Annotated in this window: 19 protein-coding genes and 1 tRNA gene; 14 read left to right on the top strand and 6 right to left on the bottom strand. The window is 44.1% G+C overall.

All coding sequences use genetic code 11. The features are described 5' to 3' along the window. Positions 1-201 precede the first annotated feature (201 nt). A tRNA-Glu gene (locus T487_RS0112220) sits at positions 202-276 on the top strand. 203 nt (positions 277-479) lie between these two features. Here the strand turns inward: T487_RS0112220 and T487_RS0112215 are convergent. Further along, positions 480-1,421, bottom strand: a complete 942-nt coding sequence (locus T487_RS0112215; protein WP_031577419.1) for an alpha/beta fold hydrolase — start codon at positions 1,419-1,421, stop codon at positions 480-482. 142 nt (positions 1,422-1,563) lie between these two features. Here T487_RS0112215 and T487_RS0112210 point away from each other — a divergent pair, with 142 nt between their 5' ends. Further along, positions 1,564-2,649, top strand: a complete 1,086-nt coding sequence (locus T487_RS0112210; protein WP_031577418.1) for a DUF3048 domain-containing protein — start codon at positions 1,564-1,566, stop codon at positions 2,647-2,649. A gap of 74 nt (positions 2,650-2,723) precedes the next feature. Here the strand turns inward: T487_RS0112210 and ypfJ are convergent, their stop codons facing one another. Continuing rightward, the gene (gene ypfJ / locus T487_RS0112205; RefSeq protein ID WP_031577417.1) at positions 2,724-3,578 is read right to left on the bottom strand and encodes a KPN_02809 family neutral zinc metallopeptidase; all 855 of its coding nucleotides are present in this window, start codon (positions 3,576-3,578) and stop codon (positions 2,724-2,726) included. Positions 3,579-4,065: 487 nt separating this feature from the next. Between ypfJ and sfsA the strand changes: the two genes are divergently transcribed. The 4 genes from sfsA (at position 4,066) to T487_RS0112185 (ending at position 7,276) form a co-directional block, all read left to right on the top strand. Continuing rightward, on the top strand, positions 4,066-4,779 hold the full coding sequence (sfsA, locus tag T487_RS0112200; protein ID WP_031577416.1) for a DNA/RNA nuclease SfsA: 714 nt from the start codon (positions 4,066-4,068) through the stop codon (positions 4,777-4,779). Positions 4,780-4,852: 73 nt separating this feature from the next. After that, positions 4,853-5,527, top strand: coding sequence for a beta/alpha barrel domain-containing protein (locus T487_RS0112195; protein WP_031577415.1), 675 nt, complete (start codon positions 4,853-4,855; stop codon positions 5,525-5,527). Then, positions 5,524-5,751: a hypothetical protein gene (locus T487_RS15555; protein ID WP_036909493.1), complete on the top strand. Its 228-nt coding sequence runs from the start codon at positions 5,524-5,526 to the stop codon at positions 5,749-5,751. The genes T487_RS0112195 and T487_RS15555 overlap by 4 nt, the downstream gene beginning before the upstream one ends. A 16-nt stretch (positions 5,752-5,767) precedes the next feature. Beyond that, positions 5,768-7,276: a carboxypeptidase M32 gene (locus tag T487_RS0112185; RefSeq protein ID WP_162178259.1), complete on the top strand. Its 1,509-nt coding sequence runs from the start codon at positions 5,768-5,770 to the stop codon at positions 7,274-7,276. A gap of 69 nt (positions 7,277-7,345) precedes the next feature. Here T487_RS0112185 and T487_RS0112180 read toward each other — a convergent pair whose 3' ends face one another. Continuing rightward, on the bottom strand, positions 7,346-8,038 hold the full coding sequence (locus T487_RS0112180; RefSeq protein ID WP_031577413.1) for a 5'-methylthioadenosine/adenosylhomocysteine nucleosidase: 693 nt from the start codon (positions 8,036-8,038) through the stop codon (positions 7,346-7,348). Between the two features lie 139 nt (positions 8,039-8,177). Here T487_RS0112180 and T487_RS0112175 point away from each other — a divergent pair, with 139 nt between their 5' ends. Further along, positions 8,178-8,921 carry a tRNA threonylcarbamoyladenosine dehydratase gene (locus T487_RS0112175; RefSeq protein WP_031577412.1) on the top strand — a complete coding sequence of 248 codons (744 nt, stop codon included), beginning with the start codon at positions 8,178-8,180 and terminating at the stop codon, positions 8,919-8,921. Here the strand turns inward: T487_RS0112175 and T487_RS0112170 are convergent. Continuing rightward, the gene (locus tag T487_RS0112170; protein ID WP_036909491.1) at positions 8,918-9,130 is read right to left on the bottom strand and encodes a DUF4250 domain-containing protein; all 213 of its coding nucleotides are present in this window, start codon (positions 9,128-9,130) and stop codon (positions 8,918-8,920) included. The two genes, T487_RS0112175 and T487_RS0112170, sit on opposite strands and share 4 nt — an antisense overlap. 321 nt (positions 9,131-9,451) lie before the next feature. Between T487_RS0112170 and namA the strand changes: the two genes are divergently transcribed. Continuing rightward, positions 9,452-10,480 carry an NADPH dehydrogenase NamA gene (namA, locus tag T487_RS0112165; RefSeq protein WP_031577409.1) on the top strand — a complete coding sequence of 343 codons (1,029 nt, stop codon included), beginning with the start codon at positions 9,452-9,454 and terminating at the stop codon, positions 10,478-10,480. 63 nt (positions 10,481-10,543) lie between these two features. On the opposite strand, the gene chbG is transcribed toward namA, so the two are convergent. Both chbG and T487_RS0112155 read right to left on the bottom strand, forming a co-directional pair. Then, positions 10,544-11,323 carry a chitin disaccharide deacetylase gene (chbG, locus tag T487_RS0112160; protein ID WP_031577408.1) on the bottom strand — a complete coding sequence of 260 codons (780 nt, stop codon included), beginning with the start codon at positions 11,321-11,323 and terminating at the stop codon, positions 10,544-10,546. Next, positions 11,320-12,660: a 6-phospho-beta-glucosidase gene (locus T487_RS0112155; protein WP_143004656.1), complete on the bottom strand. Its 1,341-nt coding sequence runs from the start codon at positions 12,658-12,660 to the stop codon at positions 11,320-11,322. Before T487_RS0112155 ends, chbG begins: the two co-directional genes overlap by 4 nt. A 349-nt stretch (positions 12,661-13,009) precedes the next feature. On the opposite strand from T487_RS0112155, the gene T487_RS0112150 reads away from it, so the two are divergent. The 6 genes from T487_RS0112150 (at position 13,010) to T487_RS0112125 (ending at position 17,172) form a co-directional block, all read left to right on the top strand. Continuing rightward, positions 13,010-13,309, top strand: a complete 300-nt coding sequence (locus T487_RS0112150; protein ID WP_031577406.1) for a PTS sugar transporter subunit IIB — start codon at positions 13,010-13,012, stop codon at positions 13,307-13,309. Between the two features lie 75 nt (positions 13,310-13,384). Continuing rightward, complete coding sequence (locus T487_RS0112145) at positions 13,385-14,722, top strand: PTS sugar transporter subunit IIC (protein WP_031577405.1); 1,338 nt, start codon at positions 13,385-13,387, stop codon at positions 14,720-14,722. A 75-nt stretch (positions 14,723-14,797) separates the two neighbouring features. Then, a complete protein-coding gene (locus T487_RS0112140; protein WP_031577404.1) occupies positions 14,798-15,217 on the top strand; it encodes a hypothetical protein in 420 nt (139 codons plus the stop codon). Beyond that, complete coding sequence (locus tag T487_RS0112135) at positions 15,214-15,435, top strand: hypothetical protein (protein ID WP_031577403.1); 222 nt, start codon at positions 15,214-15,216, stop codon at positions 15,433-15,435. The genes T487_RS0112140 and T487_RS0112135 overlap by 4 nt, the downstream gene beginning before the upstream one ends. Further along, a complete protein-coding gene (locus tag T487_RS0112130) occupies positions 15,425-16,852 on the top strand; it encodes a glycoside hydrolase family 1 protein (protein ID WP_031577402.1) in 1,428 nt (475 codons plus the stop codon). Before T487_RS0112135 ends, T487_RS0112130 begins: the two co-directional genes overlap by 11 nt. Before the next feature lie 11 nt (positions 16,853-16,863). Continuing rightward, positions 16,864-17,172 carry a PTS sugar transporter subunit IIA gene (locus tag T487_RS0112125; protein ID WP_031577401.1) on the top strand — a complete coding sequence of 103 codons (309 nt, stop codon included), beginning with the start codon at positions 16,864-16,866 and terminating at the stop codon, positions 17,170-17,172. The last annotated feature ends 18 nt before the right edge of the window (positions 17,173-17,190 follow it).

Here is a 17,190-nt window from a genome sequence, read left to right as displayed (position 1 = left end):
GTAATATTTCGATGTCTTAGTTATACCATCGGGTTGTGTACAGTTAATTAATGAAGTGTGTACCTGGGGTTAATATTATACTAGTTAGTAGTATTTACAGAATGTTCATAGACTTGGTCATGTCTTTTATAGGCTATGGACTGGAAAAATGGTTGACTTGAGCACCTGTGAGTGATATTATTGAAAGGTCATAACGAATGTGGCCCCTTGGTCAAGCGGTCAAGACGCTAGCCTCTCACGCTGGAATCAGGGGTTCGATTCCCCTAGGGGTCACCATTATAAGTACATCCTTGAAATCTACGGATAGTTCTCTGAAAGAACTTCCTAACTGGATTTTAAGGATGTATTTTTGTTTTTAGGTTTATGCAAAAGGTCTGAGACTCAGATTTCTCAAAACACCTGATTCAGGAGCTGTAAAGAAACGGAGTGATCAAACGACTGGAGCATATCAAAAACTCCAGTCGTTTGATGATGGGATCTCAAGACCGATCTTTGATCATTTCTTCCATTCTATTGAAAAGATCCTCATAGACCTCTTTTTTATTGGTTTCATTGAGCATTTCATGGCGTCCGCCCTCATAGAGCTTTAGGGTAACATCCTTCACTTTGGCTTTCAGAAGCCATTCGTAAGTCTCCTGAACACCTTTGCCATAGGCTCCTACAGGATCCTCTTTTCCACTGAAAAGATGGTAGGGCACATCCTTGGGAACGGCTTCTGCCCAGTTTTCACGGGTGACATCCTTCATAATACTGAGAAAACCCAAGAAGGCATTCAAGGTGAAAACAAAATTGCATTTGGGATCTTTTCTATACGCATTACGGACTTTCTGGTCTCTGGAGAGCCAGGAGAATTCATCTTTCTCGTCTTTGAAGTTTTTATTGAATCCTTGAAAGAAAATGGAGTTATAAAGACTGCTCCGGTGGATGTCTCCTTTTATGGCGGCAATGGACTTTGCCAAGGTGATTCCTGCTGATATCCCTTTGTTTGTACCGCCTGTACCACTGATAAAGATGCCACTGAGGCTTCTGCCATATTTCATAAGGTACTTGCGAAGCATAAAGGAACCCATACTATGACCAAGAATAAAGTGCGGAAGATGCCCATACTTATCTGAGAGGAGATCAGACACATTTTTCAGATCTTTCACCAAAGTAAGATCATAAGGATCTTTTGAAAAATAACCAAGATCCTCCATGGTACGGATGCTGTTTCCGTGTCCGGCATGGTCATGGCCTGCCACAAGAACCCCTTTGCTTGTCATGTAACGGATGAAGGGTTCATACCGCTCCAAATACTCACACATGCCATGAGTGATCTGAAGCAGATACCGTGGCTTGGTTTTCGGCGTATAGATATAAATGTGGACATTGTATAGATGATTGGTGCTGGGGATGGTTTCAACTGTTTTTTGGTAACTCATACAATCACACTCCACCTGTTATTACATCTATTATAAGAATTCTTCGAGGCAGAAAGCAAATGATTTTGAAAATTCGTTCATTTACAGGAGAGGGCTGTGATAGAATAGGAGTAGAATGATTTCAGAATTGGGGGATGCTCGTATGATAAAAACAGTGATTATTTTATGCATTTTATCTCTTTCCTTTGGACTATTCTCCTGCAAGAAAGAAGAGGCACCGGAAGTTCCAATAGAAACGCCTGTGGAAACGCCTGCAGAGGAAGAACCCGTGGAGGAGCCTGTGGAAACTCCTGAAGAAGAGCCAGCGGAGACACTTGCCCATCATTACGGTGAGGTAGTGCCTAGACTTTCACCATTAACAGGGCTTCCTTATGAGGGAGACGGAAAAGTCATCATGGTACAGATGGAAAATACCAAAGCCGCAAGGCCGCACAGTGGACTTTCCGAAGCTGGCATTATTTATGAGATGGAAGTGGAAAGCACCATCACAAGGCTGACTGCATTTTTTCATGGAAGTTATCCTCAAAAGGCAGGTCCTGTAAGAAGTGCAAGAAAACAGCACATGTTCCTTTGGAGTGAGTGGAACTACCTGTATATTTATTATGGTGGCTCAAAGAACCTGGAAGGTCAGGATATAGACACCTGGAGAAAGGATCTGGGCATCACAGCCAAGAGACTGGATGGCACCATAACCTCCGTTGGATTTTCAAGATCCACGGATCGGGTGGCACCTCACAATGCCTATACAGATCTGGAGGTGGTCATGGCAGAAGCCTATGACTTTGAGCCGAAGGACAGAACCCTTGCCTACCTTGACAAGGAAGTGGAAGGGGGCCAGCCGGCTTCAAAGGTATCACTCTCCTATCGTGCAGACAATAAAATCACATATGACTTCCGGGGAGAGGAAGGAGTATATTACCGCTCTATCAATGGAGAACCCATGATGGACAAAGAAAACAACACACAGATTTCTGTGAAGAATATCATTGTACAGCATGTAGAACACTACCATGTGAAGGATACAGTCTATACCAACATGGAAATGATCGGAACAGGAGCTGCGGAGTACTTCATCGGAGGCAGCATGAAAAAGGGGACTTGGGTCCGCGAGAATGAATCCTCCATGACAAAGTACTATGATGAAGAGGGAAAAGAGATGGCATTCCAGCCAGGAAAGACCTTTATCCAGATTATGCGTCCTGAGTCCGAAGTGATTTTTGAGGGATAAGCGTAAATAGAAAACCCCCAGAGCATCCTTTTGAGGAACTGCTCTGGGGGTTTTACCTTATATAGAAGGGGTTTCTATAAGTCGTTTGTGTTGAATGTGTCACCATGCTCCAAATCTCCATACTGGAAACCGAGCCTGAACCACTTCATACGCTGCGCAGAAGTGCCATGGGTAAAACTGTCGGGTACCACATAGCCCTGTGCTTTTTTCTGCAGCGTGTCATCTCCGATGGCATTGGCCGCGTTGATGGCTTCTTCAATATCGCCTTCCTCGAGATATCCTCTCCCATGGGCATAGTTTGCGAAGACGCCTGCAAGATAATCCGCCTGAAGCTCCAGCCTCACAAGATTCTCGTTATACTCTGCTTCACTGACCTGTCCACGAAGCTGCTGCACCTGCTGTGAGATACCAAGCAGCGTCTGGACATGATGTCCTACTTCGTGGGCTACTACATACGCCATGGCGAAATCTCCGGGAGCACCGAAGCGCTGACTGAGTTCTTTATAAAAACTCAGATCGATATAAATCTTCCGGTCAGCTGGGCAGTAGAATGGACCAGTGGAAGAACCTGCCACACCGCAGGCGGATTCCACCCGGTCATTGAATAGAACAAGAGTCGGTTTCTCGTAGTCTCTGTTATACTCTTTGAAAAGACTGGTCCAGACATCTTCTGTATCTGCCAACACAACGGATACAAAGTCAGCCAGGTCTTCTTCCTCTTGGGTAGCTTCATAGGGAATATTCCCAGGCGCTGCGCTCTGAGGGGAAAGCATGGAACCAAGGTCTCCGCCGAGCAGCGCAAAGACAAGAAGAAGGATGAGCCCTATGCCGCCTCCCATGATGCTTTTACCGCCCATACCCCCCATGGGGGCGCTTCCACCGCGGCGGTCTTCAATATTGGAACTTTGTCGCCTGTTTCTCCATTTCATTCAAAAACACTCCTCGCATACCTATAAAAGGTTATGATTTCTTCTTTCTATTATATCATCTGCTGGGTTCCTAACGATTTTAAGGAATCTTATGCAAAGTAAATTTACTATGAATGGGAGAGGCCTTCTCTTTACAATTTGAAGGAAATCATTCAGGATTTAGTAGAATTCCAAAGTTTCTGTTAAGAATCATAGAGTACGATGAATAGAAGAACACTCTGTCTGAGTGGTCTGAAATATCAAAAAGATTAAGGAATTGACAAATCAACAGGAAAGCTTGACAAAGGAAAAAAGAAACATCCGTACTTATCCACAGAGATTGTGGACTAAAGTCAAATATTGTGGATAACTTTCGAGTTGATACTGAATGTTTCCAGGTTGGTTTGCACATTATCCACAGGAATGTGGATAAAAGCCTACACAATTTGTGGATATTTTTCTTGGATGGAAAAGCATATCCACAATCAGATTTCAAGGAGAATACATTATGAAATTCATAAAACAAACTGTTCCTGCTGTTTTTGTGAAACGGCCTAACCGCTTTCAGGGGTATGTGGAATATGAAGGAGAAACCATCATGGTTCACGTGCCAAACACGGGTCGGGTGAAGGAAATCCTGATTCCTGGCACAAAAGTGATTCTTCGGAAAGAAGACAATCCAAACCGAAAGACTGCCTTTAGTCTTATTGCGGCCTATAAAGGAGAAGCGCTGATCAACATTGACTCACAGATACCGAATAAAGTGGTGGAAGAAGCCCTTCTTGCAGGAAGGATTCCTGAGCTGAGGGAATATACGAAGATCCAGCGCGAGAAATTTTATGGAAAAAGCAGGTTTGATTTCCTTCTGGAAAGTCCTGAAGGGAAAAAATACTATCTGGAAGTGAAGGGGGTCACGTTGGAAACAGAGGGCATGGCGAGTTTTCCGGATGCACCCACAGAAAGAGGAACCCGTCATGTGGAGGAGCTGATTTCTGCGAAGAAGGAAGGGCACGGAGCTGGGGTTCTCTTTGTTCTTCAGATGGATGGAATGAAGGGATTCACGCCTGCGTATGAACAGGATCCTCTATTTTCCGCCATGCTCTATCGAGCTAAGGTTCAAGGAGTAAATCTTTTTGCCTATGACTGCAGAATCAGTGAAACATCACTGGAGCTGTCAAAGTCTGTCCCTGTTGTATTCAGAGAAGAACAGGGGCTGTTCTAAAAATGTTAAGAACTAAGGACATCAATCCAATGTTATAATGATGAAAATGTCTTAAACAAAAGGAGGGCGTACAATGGATAAAAGAACTGCCCCGGTGATTACCACAAGCCTTCGGGGTCATATGATAGAAGTACCGGAAGTGATTAGAAAAGCCACTGGTATTGTGATTCTCGGAAAGAGAATCAAGTCTCTTATTTTTTCCACGGATGTTGCCGTCATCAAGAACACCAATGCCGATGCGGTGATGAGTGTTTACCCCTTTACTCCCCAGCCCATCATTACTCAAAGCCTCATCAATGCTTCTGATGTTCCGGTGTTCTGCGGAGTGGGTGGCGGGACGACCACAGGGAAGAGGGTCATCAATCTTGCTCTGGATGCGGAATTCAAAGGAGCCATCGGTGTGGTTCTGAACAGTCCGACAAAAAATGAGATTCTCAGTGGAGTCCGGGATGTCATTGATATTCCCATCGTCGTCACAGTCATCTCAGAAGAGGATGATATTGACGCGAGGATTGGAGCCGGTGCTACCATTCTCAATGTGTCTGGCGCGAAAAACACTGCCAGGATTGTGCGGAAGATCCGGGAGAAGTATCCGGAATTTCCCATTATAGCCACAGGAGGTCCCACTGAGGAGAGCATCCTGGAAACCATTGAGGCGGGAGCCAATGCCATCACCTATACGCCACCGTCCAATACAGAAATCATGAAGAGACTAATGGACAAATATCGGGGAGAGAGTATTCTATGAGAGAAAATTTAGCAGAGAACTGCAAACACTGTCCGGAGTATGGGGAAAGCTGCGATGGGAATGATCCCGCCTGTCTTTGCTACAGGTGTCCTCGGAATCTGGGGCAATGCATAACAGTTAAATACTGCAGAGAAACAGAATCTGTGCTAGAACTGGCGCCACCTATGGACAGGGAGCGTGAACTTATGATAGAAAGATACTATAAGCTTAAAAATATGGAATAGAATGGAGGACAAAGGATTGGAAAACTACAAAGAGTCATTCAAAAGGTTTCTGGAAATCCAGGAAGAAATGAAAAACATCGGAGATGCTCAAGGGGTTCTATACTGGGATATGGCGACCATTATGCCTTCCAAAGGCGTAGAGAGACGTTCCGAGGTTGTGGGGTACCTAAGCCAGCTTATGTACAAGCTGGAGACAGGAAAAGAGTATCAGGATCTGGTGTTTGGTCTTTATGAGCATCTGGACGAAATGGATGATAAAGAAAAAGCCATGGTGAAATCGGCGAAAAAGTCTCTGGATTTCATGAAGAAAATTCCGGAAGAAGAATACCTTGAATACAGCAAGCTTGTGGCTTCAGGAGAAACCTACTGGGCAGAAGCCAGAGAGAAGAATGATTATGAATCCTTCAAGCCTATTCTGGAGAAGATTGTTTATTTCAATAAGAAAATCGCCGGATACATCGGTTATGAAAAGACTCCATATGATGCGCTGCTTGATATGTATGAACCTGGTGCAACGGTGGAGGAAATCGATGGTGTATTCAAGGAGCTTCGGGATGGTCTTCTGGTTCTTCTGAAAAAAATTGGTGAAAGCGCTGTGGAGATCGACAGCAGCATTCTGAAAGGCGAATATGCAATAGAGCCCCAGAAGAACTACAACACAGAGCTTGCGAAGAGGCTGGGTTATGATTTTGAAAGAGGTGCCATTGCAGAAAGCGCGCATCCATTCTCCACAAACTTTGGCAACAAGGATGTGAGAATCACAACAGCTTACAGCAAGGAAGACCCTGTGACAGCCATGTACTCCACCATCCATGAAACAGGGCATGCCATTTATGAGCAGAACATTCCCGATGACATCACCAAGACCAATATCGGTGGCGGTGTATCCATGGGAATCCATGAATCCCAATCCAGATACTACGAGAATATTCTAGGTAGAGGAAAGGAGTTCATTGAGACAGAATATCCCAATATGGTGTCAGCTTTTGAAGGGCTTAAAAACTACAGCCCAGAAGAAATTTATAGAGCCATCAATAAGGTAGAACCGTCTCTCATCAGAATCGATGCGGACGAACTCACCTACAGTCTCCATATCATCATCCGTTATGAGATTGAAAAAATGCTGATCAATGGAGAGGTGAATTTTGATGAGCTTCCCCAAATCTGGGCAGATAAGTATACAGAATATCTGGGGGTAACTCCAGAATCCTATGCCAAGGGAGTTCTTCAGGATGTTCACTGGTCTGGCGGAATGATTGGGTATTTCCCAAGTTATGCTCTCGGAAATCTTTATGGCGCACAGATGCTCTACAAAGGCATTCTGAGAGATCTGCCTAACTACTATGAGCTCATCCGTGAAGGAAAGGTTTCTGAAATTACAAAATGGCTGGCGGAACATGTCCATAGCCATGGCGGAACCTACGAACCCAAGGTGCTCATTGAGAAGATCACTGGAGAGCCCCTGAACGCTAAGTATTTCCTCCAGTATCTGGAAGAGAAGTACTCTAAGATCTACGGATTCTAACGAAGCCTTTATGAAATAATAAAATCCCAGGAGCATTTCTGTGAAGAACTGCTCCTGGGATTTTTTCAATTATAGATTTTTAAGAACATAGGTGAGGATCGATACAGTGTTTTCTACGGCTAAGTCTTTGAACTTTTCATAGTCCATGCTTGCACCGGTATTGGCATTGTCCGAAATGGCTCGTATGACTGAAAATGGAATGTGATTGAGATCAGCTGCCTGGGCGATGGCAGCGCCTTCCATCTCGCAGGCAGCTGCATCAAAGGTTTCCAGAAGATCTTCGATCCTCTCCTTGCTGGAGATGAACTGATCTCCGCTGACGATGATGCCTTCATGCGTGGTATAACCCTCGTTTTTTCGGGATCCCTCCAGTGCCAATCTGGTGAGCTTGTCATCGGTCTTGAAGAGAGAGCTTTCGAACCTTGGAATCTCGCCACGTTTCAAACCGAAGGCGGTGACATCCATATCGTGCTGTAGAAGAGCCGTTGCCACCACCACATCCATGGGTTGGATATTCTCCTTGACGCCTCCAGCTACGCCTACATTGATGAGGTGTGTCACATGGTAGTCATCCGCAAGAATTTGAGCGCAAACCGCTGCATTGACTTTACCGATGCCTGAAATCACCATGACTACATCTTTCTCTTCCAGAGTGCCTTCAATGAACTCCATTCTTGCTTTTGTCCTGCTTTCCTTGATGGACATGATCTTTTTCAGAGGAGCCAGTTCTTCCTCCATGGCACAAATAATCCCTATTTTCATTTAGCTATATCTCCTTGTACTCTATTTGCATTTAATTATAAGAGATAATGAGAAGAGATGTAAAGGAAGTGTTTTTGGAAAACACTTGAAATAGGGAGAGATTTCCGATATATTTACATTTGTTTTAAGAAAGGAATGGATGAAGATGCAGCATGAGTTAAGAAGAACAGAAATGCTCCTGGGAGCAGAAAATATGGAAAAACTACATAGGTCCAAGGTGGTGCTTCTAGGACTTGGTGGCGTAGGGGGAACCTGCTTTGAAGCCTTGGTGCGCGGTGGAGTGGGAAAGATTGTGGTGGTGGATGATGATGTGTTCACCCTGTCCAATTTGAACAGGCAGCTCCTTTCCACCTATGATCATATCGGAAAACACAAGGTGGATGCTGCCTTGGAAAGAGCAGTAAGCATCAACCGGCAATGTAAAGTGATTGGGGTGAAAGCATTCATAGGCAGTGAGAATCTTTCCGAGATCATCACAGAGGACACGGATTATGTCATTGACGCCATAGATACAGTAACCAGTAAGCTTCAGGTCATTGCCTACTGTAAGGAAAAGAACATAAAAATCATCAGTTCCATGGGAACGGGCAATAAGCTGGATCCTTCCAAGCTTTTCGTGACGGACATCAAGAAAACCACCATGTGTCCATTGGCCAAAGTGATGCGAAGAGAGCTGAAAAACCGTGGGATTCTTCACCTGAAAGTGGTGGCATCCACGGAGAAACCTTTGGTGCCCATGGCCATAGAAGGTGAAACTGTGGAAGGTGCTGTAAGCAGCCTCAAAAAAAGAAGCACTCCGGGGAGTACTTCCTTTGTTCCGCCTGCGGCGGGAATTCTTCTTGCTTCTGAAGTCATGAGAGAGCTTATGGGGCTACTCGATTAAGGCATACGGAACTGGTTGATTTCTCCAATATAATCGTAGCCGAATTCTCCAAGCCTGTTCATAAGAGCACTCTGATCCAGATTATAGTGGTCACAGAAGGCTGCGAGGGAATCAAAGTCGTTACGCAGCTTGGTGTTGATGGTGCTGAGCAGAATAAAGGGGTCCATCACCATGATGTTTTCTTGGGTGAAAGCTGTTTCCATACTCATGTTTCTTCCTCCTCATATTAGGCAAGTGGTATATGTTACTCATATTATAAGAGAAAAACGTGAGAAAATGTAAGTTATTAACAAAGGTTTGATGAATATTATAAGTTTGTTAATTATTTGGCGATATTATCTATGGATTAACAACAAAACACCATATCTGTACGAGTCCACAGGGTGAGGGTACCGCCTTCTTTCTGTGGACTTTATACAGAGTAGAAGGTAGAATTGATGGTAGATACGTTTACATGTTGGGTAATTGATATGTTTGGGTAGATTTTGAGGCATAAAGGAGTTGAGGGTGCTGTTTTTTGCAGCCGAGCGATGAAGACATTTAGTTCGTACAAGATCAAAGATCTGGTCCTGAAAAATAGAGTGGTGATGCCGCCTATGTGCATGAATATGGCAGAAGATGGACATCCAACTGACTTTCATTATATTCACTACGGAAACGCGGCGCTGGGAGAGATTGGACTCATCATCGTGGAAGCGACAGGAGTTACTCCTGAAGGGCGGATTCTTGAGAGAGATCTGGGCATCTGGAAGGATGATCAAATTCCAGGACATAGAAAAATAGTGGAACTCTCTAAAAAATATGGGTCCCACATCGGTATTCAGCTGGGACATGCTGGAAGAAAATGTGGTATTTCCTCTCTTACAACACTGGCACCATCCGCCATTGCATTCAATGAAGATTATAAGCAGCCAAAGGAGATGGATCTTGAAGATATTGAAAGAATCGTGGAAGCATTTAAAGCGGCCGCTGTGAGAAGTCTTGAAGCAGGATATGAACTCATTGAGCTCCATGGAGCCCATGGGTATCTGATTCATGAGTTTCTGAGCCCACTTTCCAACCATAGAACCGATGCTTATGGCGGGTCTACGGAGAATCGTGTCCGATTTCTGAAGGAAGTGACAAAAGCAGTGAAATCTGTGCTTCCGGAGAATTTTCCTCTGATTCTTCGAGTGTCTGCTGCCGATTATGTGGAAGGCGGTATAGATATTGAGGAGATGGTGAGAATCACTCATCTTGTGAAAGAAGATTTTGATATGATCCATGTAAGCTCTGGTGGGCTTCATGTGGATCAGAAAATCAATGTGTATCCGGGCTACCAGGTGAAGTTCTCCGAGATCCTCAAAAAGGAATGCGGAGTAGAAACCATAACTGTTGGGATGATCACAGAAGTGAATCAGGTAGAGGAAATTCTACAGAATGAACGGGCAGACCTTGTGGCTCTAGGCCGGGTGCTTTTGAGAGATCCTTTTGTGCTGATCAAAGAAGGAAGAGGCCATGTGACACCGCTCTTTGCTTATAAAAGAGGGTTTCATGTGGATTGGTCCCATCGAAAATAAATGATGAAATAAGAAAGAACCTGATCGTTTTTATATGTGATCAGGTTCTTTCTTATGGATTGTTTATCTTAGAACTGGAAAGAAATCTTTCACGCTTCCCAAAGTGAGATGCTGCTCTTCTACCGATTTTCTTACGCTCGGGTTCACAAGTATGGAAAGCTCTTTCACCCGATGGATCTGATAACTGCTGTTTTCTAGAATCACATCATCGAGATAGGCCGGATGACACATGATTTCAAGAATTTCAGTTTCGAGCGGTTCATGGTTTTCCCGGAATCTCAGGAAATATTCTTCTGAAACTGTTTCTTTATAGAAATCTGTCAGTCCATAAAATGTTTGAATCTGCTCTTTATGGATAAAATTCAGGTCATCATCTGAAATATAGGATGGAACCAGCCGTATAGGGAGGTTGTACTCTTTTGCCAAGACGGTGGTTACCTTCAGCACGTCCGGATGAAGATGCATATGATGATGACCATCCAAATGGGTAGGTTCGATTCCGTAGGATCTGATTTTCTCAATCTGGGCTGTCCACTCCAGATACACTTCTTCCGGTTGGACCGGAAGAGGAGCATCCATGGGAAATTTTATAAATCTGCCGTGTTCATCAACAAGGCTTGGGATCTGTTCCACAGGAGAGAGTGGACGTAATGCGTCCAATGTGAGATGCACGCCGATGCCGAGATGGGGACACTCTTTTGCAAGGGCCATGCCATGAGTAAGAGCAGGCCCTCCAGCCATGGCGGTGGTGGAGGTGAGAATTCCCTGTTTGTGTGCTTTTATAATACCAAGGTTCTGTCCTTCAGAGAAACCGAAATCATCTCCGTTGATGATTATTCTCATGGCCTTTTCCTCAAGGCTTCAATGGTTTCTTTAAAAGCGGGAAGATGCTTCTCATGGGCCAGAAGAAGATCATCCAGGACTTTTCTGCCAAGATGCTCGCTTTGAACCAGAGGGTTTGTGACCATGGCCACATAGGCATCTTCGTATTTTCCGCTTAGGGCTGCTTTTACAGTGAGTCTTTCGAAGGATTTAAGCTGCTGCACAATACCTTCTGCTGCTGCTGGCAGGAACCCTGTTGAAAGAGGCACTGGGCCATCCTTTGTGATGATGGAGGATACTTCTACAGCGGAATCAAAGGGAAGTGAAGCGATGGCTCCTTTATTTCGGGTGTTGACTACTTGAATGTCTCGTTTGTCGTTGGCGATGGAAGAGATGAGGTTCACCGCTGCATCGCTGTAGAATGCGCCACCTCTCAGCTCCAGTTCCTTGGGTTTGTCGGCAAGATTTTTGTCCTGATATTTTTTGAAAAGATCCTCTTCTACAGACATCACTTGAGATGCGCGGGTTTCGCCTTTCTCAAAGTCTTCCAGCATATGGCTCAGCATCTGGTCCTTCTGGAAATAGTATCTGTGGTAAGCGCATGGAATGGCATCAAGTCCCCTTAAAAACTCAGGTGACCAGGGGAGATCCATGATGTTTTTCATGTTCAGGGCCTCAGATTCTGTTGCCATTTTTTCCAGAACCTCTCTTTTCACAGATACCCCATCCAGGAACACATCCAAACCGAAGACCATGTGATTGAGTCCGGCCATATGAACGCGTACTCTGGATTTATCTGCCTCCAGAATTTTGGATACACCAACTTCCATACCATAAGGCAGGTTGCACACGCCAATGAACCTCTTCCAGGTGGTGTGGTTCAAGACGGCTTCTGTCACGAGTCCTGCAGGATTCGTGAAGTTCACAACAAATGCATTGGGACAGAGCTCCTCGCAGTCTTTCAGGATGTCAAAGATCACAGGGATGGTTCTCAATGCTTTGAACATACCCCCTGCACCGTTGGTTTCCTGTCCGATGAGCCCATGAGAAAGGGGGATGGATTCATCCAGGGATCTGGCATGAAGGCCTCCCACACGAAACTGTGTGGTGACAAAATCCGCATCTTTCAATGCCTCACGTCTGTTCAAGGTACTGTGGATTTTCATGGGGATGCCCGCTTTTTCAACCATTCTTTCAGCCAGCTCAGAGATGATATTCAGTTTCTCTTTACCCTCTTCAATATCCACAAGCCAGAGTTCTCTTACGGGAAGTTCTGTATAACGCTTGATGAATCCTTCGATAAGCTCTGGTGTATAGCTGGATCCGCCGCCAATGGTGACAATTTTATAGGTTTTCATAATCTACCTCCATTTAAATTTTTATCCTTACTCAGATTATACTAAATTATTGGTACAAGTTATAGTGATTCCTATAAGAATTTTTCATCAGATTCTCTGCGGATTTCTGTGGATGTGGAGATAAGTGTTCTTTTACGATGAAGAATCAAATAAAAATAAAGTGTGTTTTATGTTGAAAATGAATCCTATAGGACGAAATAAGATAATAAAGATAATAGAAATCGAAAATATCTATTTACATTACTAAAGTACTTCGTTATAATCATATCATAAAGTTGTACCAATGAATTTATTGGTGCTGATTTTTTTAAGAAGGTTGTAATCGTTTATAACCAAAAAGGGGGATCTTATGAAAATACTTCTTGTATGTTCTGCAGGAATGTCCACCAGTCTGCTGGTGACAAAAATGGAAAAAGCAGCGAAAGAAAAAGGAATAGACGTTGAGATCTTTGCGCTTTCTGCTGGTGAAGGTAAAAAAATACTCAAAGATGTGGATCTTGTCCTTCTAGGACCTCAGGTTCGCTTTATGAAAAATGAGTTCGTCAAACTTGCCACGGTTCCGGTAGGCGTAATTGATATGCTGTCCTACGGAAGAATGGAAGGCGAGAAAGTCCTTGATAGTGCCCTGGCGCTTTTAGCGCAGAAGTAATGGTCTTAAACCCCAACCATAAGTCGACAATGGGAGAGGAAAAGATAGTAAGTCAGTAGTTCAAAGGAGGTCAAAATGAATCGTTTTATTAATTTTCTTGAAGAAAAATTCGTCCCAGTAGCTGCAAAAATAGGCGGACAGAAACATCTGGTAGCCATCAGAGACTCTTTCGCAGCACTGATGCCTCTTATCCTTGTAGGTGCATTTGCTGTACTGCTAAACAATGTATTCTTTGTGCCTTGGTCACTTCTAGCTGAATATATTGGTGGAGAAAGCGCTTTTATTGTATGGACCAATACTAATCTGGCTCCACTGTTCTCTCTTATGGAAAGTGGAACTTTCGGCATCATCGCTTTAGGTCTTACCTTCTCCATGGGCTACAACCGTGCAGTCAATGAAGAAAAAGACTCATTATCCACTGGACTTATTTCTGTTGCATCGTTCATTCTATTAGGAGCACTGGCTAGAAACAATGAAGCTGTGGCTTCCTGGGTGACAAACTTCCTTGGAGCTCAAGGTATCTTCATTGCGCTGATTGTCGGTCTGATCACTCCAGAAATCTATTTTGCCATCGTCAGAAAGAACTGGGTCATCAAGATGCCTGACACCGTTCCTCCTGCTGTTGCTAAAGGATTTTCCGCGGTTATACCAGGATTTGTTGCAGTATTCTTCTGGGCACTGGTTGCATACTTCTTTAATGTAGCATCAGGGCTGAACATCTTTGCTTGGTTTGAAGTAAATATTGCCAGCGGACTTTCTGTTTTAGGACAGAATATCTTCTCTATCCTGCTCATTTCCACATTGATTCCTGTTCTTTGGTTCTTTGGTCTTCATGGCGCAAATATGCTGGAAGCCATCATGAGCCCAATTTATGGAACTATGGGTCTTGAAAATATTGATAAGTTTGCTAATGGCATCCGAGCCATCGGAACCGGTGCAGATGAACTGGCTGTTTGGGTCAGAGGTTCCTGGGATGCTTATGTGTTCTTGGGTGGTTCTGGAGCAACGCTTCCACTGATTGCTGCAATTCTTATTTTCTCTAAAGTGAAACAGCAGAAAGAAGTGGCAAAGCTTGGATTCCCACCGGGAGTCTTCATGATCAATGAGCCTGTGCTCTTTGGTATGCCAATCGTTCTGAACCCAGTGTATTTCATCCCATTTGTCATTGTACAGCCAATTCTGACCCTGATTGCGTTCTATGCCACAAAGATTGGTTTCGCAGGTCCGATTGTAAACTCTGTACCATGGACAACACCACCAATCCTGAACGCATTCCTAGCGACCAACGGATCCTTTGGAGCAGTTGTTGTCTCTGTTGTGAACCTGGTCATTGCCTTCCTTGTGTACATGCCATTTGTTATGATTGCAAACCGTTATGAAGCAGAAAGAGAAGAGCTGGAAAAAACCGCATAAATAATACTGAAACTGATGGAATAGTCCCAAGGAGCTTGTCCTGGGACTATTCTTCCTAAATTGAGGGTGAAATAGATGGAACAGGGAATCTTAATTTATAAAAACATACACGAAGTTTATGGTGCTGTAGAAGACAGCTTGAGGAAAGCGCTGAAACTAAAAGGGCCGCTTCTGGATCAGGAGTCTATCTATCATATGCCATCTCTGAAAGGGGAACGTAAAGTGCGCCAGGTTATTACGGAGGTGGAAGAGAACAAGCTGCTTTCCTTTGTATCTTATCTTGGACAGGACCAGGTGAAGACCACCTACAGTTTCCGTGACAAGGGGGATGGATTCACCTATGTCCAGCTGAAAGAGGAGGCTACCAGTGACAGTCTCATAAGAAAGTACAACTATCTGCTGTTCAGTCTGCCTGTATTAAGCAGTGGTGCAAAAAAGAAACTTCAGAAGAAACTTGAATCATTAAAACAGATGTTGGAAGGTGAGAAAAAGTGATTATCGTGAATATGCCATTAAAAAGGGATTTTGTGAAAGACTTGCTCCATGGAAAAACCATAGACGGCATTACCTATGAGTATGTGAAAACAGAACAGATGAAAATGTATTTTAATACCAGTGAGGAGTCAGAAAGAGCCGCTTCTGTCGCCAAGGCTGCCATCAAAAAATCAGAGCTGGGACCAGCGCTGTTCTTTATGGTGGAATATGTCAAATAAATTTCCGGAGAATTTTCTCTTTGGCAGCGCCTCCGCGGCATATCAGGTAGAAGGTGCTTACCAGGAAGACGGAAAAGGACTCTCCATTTGGGATGAGTGGGTGAAGCTTCCTGGAAAAACCTTCCAGGGAACCAATGGAGATGTGGCTACGGATCACTATCACAGATCAGATGAAGATATTGCGCTCATGAAGGAAATGGGGCTGAAAGCATACCGCTTTTCCATCTCCTGGACCAGGATCCTTCCGGAAGGGCGTGGAAGAATTGAAAGAAAAGGACTGGAGTTTTACCATAAGCTCATTGATAGGCTGCTGGAAAATGGTATTGAGCCAGTCGTAACCATATATCATTGGGATCTTCCCTTGGCTTTACAGGAAGAGTATGGCGGATGGGAAAACCGGAAGATTGTGGAGGACTTTACAGCCTTTGCAAAGATTCTGTTTGATGAGTTCCATAAGAAAGTGAAGTACTGGATTGTATTAAATGAGCCCAATATTTTTACACAGCTGGGCTACTTCATGGCGCTTCATCCACCGGGAATGAAAGACATGGGGATGTATCTGAAAACCTATCACCATACAGCGCTGGTTCATGCCTATGTGGTGAAGCTCTTTAAAGAGAGGGGATATGAGGGGGAAATCGGATCCTCCATCGCCTATACTCCGGGATATGCAAAAACGGAGGATGAAAAAGATGTGGAAGCTCAAAGAAGATATTATGAGACCGTAAATCACTACATCATGGACATCTATTTTAAAGGCAAGTACCCTTCTTGGGGATATGCTTACTTTAAAGAGAGAGGTCTTGCACCGGAAATCCTTCCTGAGGATGAGAAAGTGCTTGTGGAGAGTGCCAGGATGACGGACTTCATCGGAATCAACTATTATCAGAGTGCTACTTTGGCTTATAATGGAGAAGACGGTATCGGCATGTCTGACTTCAATGTTTCCGGGGAGAAAGGAAATTTCCGGGAGTCTGGCATTCCAGGCCTGTACCGTCAGGTCTACAACAACAAGCTCAAGTACACCGATTGGGACTGGTCCATTGATCCCGATGGGCTCAGATATGCTCTGGTGGAGATTTCAGAGCGCTATGGAAAACCCATCCTCATTTCTGAGAACGGTATGGGTGCTTTTGATAAGGTTTCAGAAGGAAAAGTTCAGGACGGATATCGGATCGATTATATCAGGGAACACATCAAAGCCTGCTATGAAGCCATAGAAGAAGGTGTAGACCTTTTAGGTTACTGCACCTGGTCCTTCACGGATCTTCTCAGCTGGCTCAATGGATATCAGAAACGGTACGGCTTTGTGTTCGTGGACTTTGAAAAGGAAGATCTTCCAAGAATCAGGAAAGATTCTTTCTATTTCTATCAGGAAGTTATAAAAACAAATGGAGAAAATTGTCTCGAAGAATAAGGAGGTAGAATATGGAAGGTATAGAACTGGTCTGTTTTGAAATGATTGCGGCCAACGGATCTGCCAGATCCTATTTTATGGAAGCCATTGAAGCAGCAAAAGAAGGAAATTTTGAGGAAGCGGAAAAGCTTATGGAAGAAGGCGAAAAGATGCTGGCTGAAGGACACCATGCCCATGGAGGTCTTCTCACAAAGGAAGCTTCCGGAGATAAAGTAAAGGTGGATCTTCTTCTGGTACATGCAGAAGATCAGATGATGTCCGCTGAGACCTTCAGAATCATGGCGAAGGAAATCATTGACATTCATAAGAAGCTAAGCTAGTAGAAAATGGAAATACAT

It is taken from the genome of Proteiniclasticum ruminis DSM 24773 (assembly GCF_000701905.1).
GTDB classification, from domain to species: Bacteria; Bacillota; Clostridia; order Clostridiales; family Clostridiaceae; genus Proteiniclasticum; species Proteiniclasticum ruminis.
Note: the sequence above shows the minus strand (reverse complement) of the source record. Positions and strands in the feature narration are given on the sequence as shown.